The sequence below is a fragment of the Bradyrhizobium sp. SHOUNA76 genome, assembly GCF_023006445.1.
Taxonomy (GTDB): domain Bacteria; phylum Pseudomonadota; class Alphaproteobacteria; order Rhizobiales; family Xanthobacteraceae; genus Bradyrhizobium.
The window spans coordinates 1-5,650 of sequence record NZ_JALBHA010000431.1 but is presented as its reverse complement, the minus strand read 5'-3'; the positions used below and the strand labels follow the sequence as shown (position 1 = coordinate 5,650).

At 65.3% G+C, this 5,650-nt stretch carries 5 protein-coding genes and 1 pseudogene; 3 read left to right on the top strand and 3 right to left on the bottom strand.

Annotation, left to right across the window (positions count from 1 at the left end; genetic code table 11):
- The 3 genes and pseudogenes from MOV74_RS29870 to MOV74_RS29860 all read left to right on the top strand — a co-directional run.
- Positions 1-199: pseudogene (locus tag MOV74_RS29870) on the top strand (hypothetical protein); the annotation flags it as partial.
- Positions 200-292: 93 nt separating this feature from the next.
- A complete protein-coding gene (locus MOV74_RS29865; RefSeq protein ID WP_246930290.1) occupies positions 293-1,828 on the top strand; it encodes a hypothetical protein in 1,536 nt (511 codons plus the stop codon).
- 24 nt (positions 1,829-1,852) lie between these two features.
- Entirely contained in the window at positions 1,853-2,017 is a 165-nt protein-coding gene (locus MOV74_RS29860) for a hypothetical protein (protein ID WP_246930289.1), read from the top strand.
- 3 nt (positions 2,018-2,020) lie between these two features.
- Here the strand turns inward: MOV74_RS29860 and MOV74_RS29855 are convergent, their stop codons facing one another.
- The 3 genes from MOV74_RS29855 to MOV74_RS29845 all read right to left on the bottom strand — a co-directional run.
- Entirely contained in the window at positions 2,021-2,668 is a 648-nt protein-coding gene (locus MOV74_RS29855) for a glutathione S-transferase family protein (protein WP_246930288.1), read from the bottom strand.
- A 157-nt stretch (positions 2,669-2,825) separates the two neighbouring features.
- Positions 2,826-4,031 (bottom strand): CaiB/BaiF CoA-transferase family protein, encoded by a 1,206-nt coding sequence (locus MOV74_RS29850; RefSeq protein WP_246930287.1) that lies wholly within the window; start codon positions 4,029-4,031, stop codon positions 2,826-2,828.
- Positions 4,032-4,363: 332 nt separating this feature from the next.
- On the bottom strand, positions 4,364-5,650 hold a 1,287-nt coding region (locus MOV74_RS29845; RefSeq protein WP_246930285.1), incomplete at its 5' end, for an L-glutamate gamma-semialdehyde dehydrogenase.

The window sequence follows — 5,650 nt, the reverse complement described above, 5'->3', positions numbered from 1 at the left end:
GGTCGGTCGCCTGCCGACGGTCGAAGGCTGGCGGCTGCGCAACGCCGCCAATGGCGGTGCGCTGATCGAGGGCCGCGACGGGCTCTATGAGGTCTATCCCGGCGATCCCATCCCCGGCGTTGGTCGCGTCGATGCAATCCGCCGCCAGGACGGCCGCTGGGTGGTCGTCACCACCAAGGGGCTGATCGTCTCGCGCTGAGCGTTCGATATCCGACTTCCAAAGAGGCGCTTCACCACTGTGTGAGGCGCCTTTTTGCTTGAATAGGCATCCCGGCGCGGTGTTACCTAAGGCATGAGCCGCGCGTTGCGAATTCTCGTTGCTGCCGCCTTGCTGTTTGGTGGTGCCGTCTCGCTGTCGGCAGCGGAGACCGCGCCGATGACACGCGGCACGGCCATCACCGATCCCGAGCTGCTGCGAAGGCTCGATGAGGGCGACGCGCTCACGATCCCGCGCCTGTTGTCGCCGGAGCGGAATGCCGACCGTCCGCTGACGACCGACCTGCTGTTTTCGGAGCTGCCGCAGCTCAAGGACATTCCGCCGGCGATCGACGCGGAGTTCGGCCGCTACATCGCCCAGCGCAAGGCGGAATATCCGACCGAGACCATCGGCGTCGGCGAAGGTTTTGATGTGCAGCTGTTCGACCGGACTGTGCTCAATTCCCGCGACACGCGTTTCGTGCTCGCCGGTATCGTCAACCGCATGGACCGCGCCTATGTTTCGGACGAGTCCTGCGGCGAAATCCGCTTGATCTACCGGCTCGCGCGTTTCGACGGCGGCAAGACCGCGACGCGCCTGCCGATGACGTTCAATCTGGTGATGAAGGCGAGGGATACGCGCCAGACGGATGCGGACGGAAAACCGATCGCCTGCGCCGAGGTCGCGCGGCGCTGGCTCGACAATGGCGATTGGCAAGGGTTGATCGGCAGTCGCTTCCACCCCACGGATGCCATGCTCGATCGCATCGAGACCAACATCCAGCTCTCCATCGCGCCGAAATCGGCGCTGCACGATTTCCGCTCCGACTATCTGCTCAAGGTGTTCAAGTACGATGCGGCCACGAAACAGTTCGTGGAAGCGGTGCTGGAGAACCAGATCGACCGCGAGCGCATCCTCTCCGACGATGCGCTTCGGCGCGACTTCAAGGCCTGGCTGCTCGCACCCGAGAATTTGCGCGAGTTCGATCGCGGCACGGTGCTGATCCCGGAAAGATTTCTCGCCAGGGCCGCGGTGGTGCCCACACCCGCAGGCCTCGATGCCTCGGCGCTGCAGCCGGAGTTCGGCATGGTGCAAGGAGAAAGCAAAGGCGAGGGTCGCGACGACCCGGTCTTCACCGACAACGACGTGGTCGGCGCGTTGAAGCAGGCGGCCGCGCGCGGGGATATGCAGAACATCCGTTCGGTCGCAGGGTTCCAGCGCCGTCTCAACGACGTCACCTGCTCAGGCTGCCACCAGACCCGCGGCGCCGGCGGCTTCCATTTCCCCGGCGTGGATTGGCTCGCGGACAGGCCGTCCAACGCTTCTATCGTGCCGGCCTCGCCGCATTTCTTCGGTGACCAGGTGCGCCGCCGCGACATCCTGACTGCATTTGCCGCGGGCAAACGCCCTGATTTCTCACGCGGATTTGCCAGCCGGCCGCAGACCCGCGGCAGCCGGGAGCTCGCCGGCACCGAATATCAGGACGGCTGGGGCGCGCATTGTTCCCTGCAAGATGCGGGATCGGGAACGCTCGATAAGAGTTTTACGTCATGGAGCTGTGCTAACGGTCTCAGCTGTCAGGCTGCCGCGGCCTCACGCCGCATCGGCATGTGCTTCATCAAGACGCGTTAAGCCAACAAGCGATTTGGATGATTCATGACGGATACGGGCAACGCCAACAAAGCGCGCAATCGCGAGATCGCGCGCAATGAAGAAGCCAAGCAGGTCACCGGCAGCGCCCGCGTGAGCCTCTGGGCGATCGCGATGGCCGTCATCGTCGGCGGCATCTTGTTCACGCTCGGCTGGCTGGCGTTGCGGTAGCTTTCACTTCGCGTAATTCGTCATCCGCTTGCCCGGCAGCAGCTCATAGGCCGGCTTCCAGCCGGGCAGCGTGGCCATGCGGCCGAGCCAGGCGTGGATGGCGGGATGGCTCGCGGCAAAATCAAAGCCGTGCTCGTCGCTGGGATAGTGCAGATAGGCCATCATCGAGATGTCCGCGACCGTCGGCCTCGTGCCGATCGCGAATGCATTGTGCTGGAGGTGTCCTTCGAGAATGCCGAGGAAATCCTCGAGCCGCCGGCGGAAATGCTTCAGCACCTGCGGGTCGTTCTTCTCGGTGAAGGCCCGCATGAATCGATAGGTCGCCATGTAGCCGGTGAGCTTGTGGTTGTCCCAGAACAGCCAGCGCAGCAGCTCGAACTTTTCGTCCTCCGTCTCGCCGCCGAAGCGGCCATATTGCTCGGCGAGCTTCAAGAGGAGCGGCGCGGTCTGCGTCATCTTCACGCCGTCGATCTCGAGCACGGGAATCTCGCCCATCTCGTTGACGGACTTGCGCCACTCCGCCGTGCGCGTGACGCCGCCGCCAAAGTCGGTCCAGACAGGCTCGAACGTCTCGCCGCAAAGCGTCAGCATCAGCGCCAGCTTGTAGCTGTTGCCGGATTCGGGGAAGTAGTGCAGGCGGTAGCTGGGCATGGGACCTCGCGGCATTGGCGTGTTGCCGATTGTTATAGCGAGATAGTCCCTCATCGTCATTGCGAGCGCAGCGGAAACAATCCAGCAATGCATCCGCGGATACAGTCTGGATTGCTTCGCTGCGCTCGCAATGACGGAGTTTGCGGAGACGACGACCTTACCCCACCGCCCCCGAACTCCGCAGCTGCTTAATCGCCGCCTCGTCGTATCCCGCGCCGCGCAAAATCTCGTCACTATGCTCGCCCACGGCGGGCGGCTTGCGCGGCTGAACCTTCTTGGCGCCGTCGATCCAGATCGGGCTGTTGATGGTGAGCATGGTATCGTTCTCGAACGGCACCAGCACCTCGTTGTCCAGCATCTGCTTGTCGTTCGGGATGTCGTCGAGAATGGCGACGACGCCGAACACGAGGCCGCTGCCGTCGAGGATCTTGCGCCACTCGGCGAGATCTTTGGTGGCGAAGGTGTCGTCCAGGATCTTGATCAACTCGACTGAGCGGGCGTGGCGGTCCGCCTTGGTGGCGAAGCGGGGATCATTGATCAGGTCCTCGCGTCCGAGGCACTTGGCCAGCGTCGGAAACTGCTTCTCCTCGCTCAGCAGCGACAGGATCAGCCAGCGGCCATCCTTGCACTGGTAGTGGTTGGCGACCGCGTTGAGCGCGCGCTCGCGCGGACGCCGCTCGCCGAACTTGGCGCCGCAGAGTTTTGCCTGCGCCAGCACGCTCGCCGCCCACACCCCGTTCGCCATCAGATTGGAGGCGACATGCGAGCCCTTGCCGGTCTTCTCGCGTTGATACAGCGCGGTGACGATGGCGCCGTAGAACGCCATGGCGCAGGGATGGTCGCCCATGCCGGCGACTGAACGGGCCGGGGTGGTGTCAGTGTCGGCACGGACCAGGTCCATCAGGCCCGAACGCGCCCAATAGGCGTTGCTGTCGAAGCCGGGCTTGTTGGCCTCCTCGCCCTTCTCGCCATAGCCGGTGAAGGAGGCGTAGATCAGCCGGTCGTTGAGATGGGCGAGGTGATCGTAGGTGATGCCGAGCTTGGCGCGCACCGGCGGCGGCATGTTGGTGATGAAGACGTCGGCTTCTTCGACCAGCTTGTAGAGCACGGCCTGCGCTTCCGGCCTGGAGAGGTCGAGCGCGATGCTCTTCTTGTTGCGGGCTTCCAGCAGCCACGCGAAATTGTGCTCGCCTGAGGGATAGCCAGGCAGGTTCGGCAGGTTGCGATAGGGATCCCCCGCGCCGGGCGGCTCGATCTTGATGACATCGGCGCCGAAATCCGACAGCACGGTCGCGGCCGCGGGCGCTGCGATGAAGCTTGCGCAGTCCAGAACTTTCAGGCCTGAAAAGATGCCTTTTTCCATCGCGGCGTCGCTCCCTCGCTCTTGTCGTTTCCCGCGCGCTGGAATTGGCGCGGGCAGGTGATGGGAGCCATTAGACCGATGTTTTGCGGGGATGCAACGGCGCCTGGCGCAGGGCCCGTTGCGCCGTTCAGTACGCATGCGCCACGGACCCGAACCATCTCCCGTCACCCATGAGGCGGCCGCTTCTTCAGCGGCCCTCGAAGGGCGACGGCCCGGCTGCATCGGGGCCGCTCATCCTTCGAGGCTCCCCATGGGACGCGTTGCGTCCCATGCCTCGCACCTCAGGATGACGGAACCGGTCGTGCGCAGGGTGCGACGGCGCGAAGGCAGCCTCACTCCTCCCCCGCGAGCAACGCCGCATTGCCTCCCGCCGCAGCCGTGTTGATTGTCACCGTCTGCTCGGTCGCAAAGCGCGGGAGGTAGTGTGGGCCGCCGGCCTTGGGGCCGGTTCCGGACAGGCCGTTGCCACCGAATGGCTGCACGCCGACGACGGCGCCGATCATGTTGCGGTTGACGTAGATGTTGCCGACCTGCACGCGGTCGATGATGGCTTCGATGGTGTCGTCGATGCGGGAATGGACGCCGAGGGTGAGGCCGTAACCGGTACGCGCGATCGCCTGCAGCACGCGTTCGAGGTTCTCCGCACGATAGCGCACCACATGCAGGATCGGGCCGAACACCTCCTCGGTGAGCTGGCCGGCGTCCCTGAGCTCGAAGATGTGCGGCGCGACGAAGCAGCCTTGCGGCGCGGTGCCGGCAAAGTGCAGACGTGCCTCGTGCGTCATCCGCGCGATGTGCACGTCGAGGCGCTGCTTGGCCTCCGCATCAATCACGGGGCCGACATGGGTTGCGACGTCACAGGGATCGCCGATCTTCAACTCGCGTGCCGCGCCCGCGATCATCTCGATCATGCGGTCGGCGACGTCCTCCTGCACGAACAGCAGCCGCAACGCCGAGCAGCGCTGGCCGGCAGAGCGGAAGGCCGAGGTGACGACGTCATCGGCGACCTGCTCGGGCAGCGCGGTGGCATCCGCGATCATGGCATTGATGCCGCCGGTCTCGGCGATCAGCGGCACGATCGGCCCGTCCTTGGCGGCGAGCGTCCGGTTGATCAAGCGCGCGACCTCGGTCGAGCCGGTGAAGACGACGCCGGCAATATCGGGATGTGCCGTCAGCGTCGCACCGATCTTGCCATCGCCGGTGACGAGATGCAGCGCGCTTCGGGGGATGCCGGCCTCGTGCAGCAGGGCCACGGCCTCGCGCGCGATGCGCGGCGTCTGCTCGGCGGGTTTTGCCACCACGCTGTTGCCGGCCATCAACGCTGCCGTGACCTGGCCCAGGAAGATCGCCAGCGGAAAATTCCACGGCGAGATCGCGACGAAGGCGCCGCGACCGCGCATCGCGAGCGCATTGCTCTCGCCGGTCGGGCCCGGCATGGCGGCGTCGTTTCCGAACAGCTTGCGGCCCTGCGCGGCATAGTAGCGGCAGAAGTCGGCGGCCTCGCGCAGCTCAGAGAGCGCATCGTCGAGCGTCTTGCCGCCCTCTCGTTGCAGCAGCGCGATGAAATGCGCGCTGCGGCTCTCCAGGAGATGTGCGGCCTGCTCCCGCGCCGCCGCGCG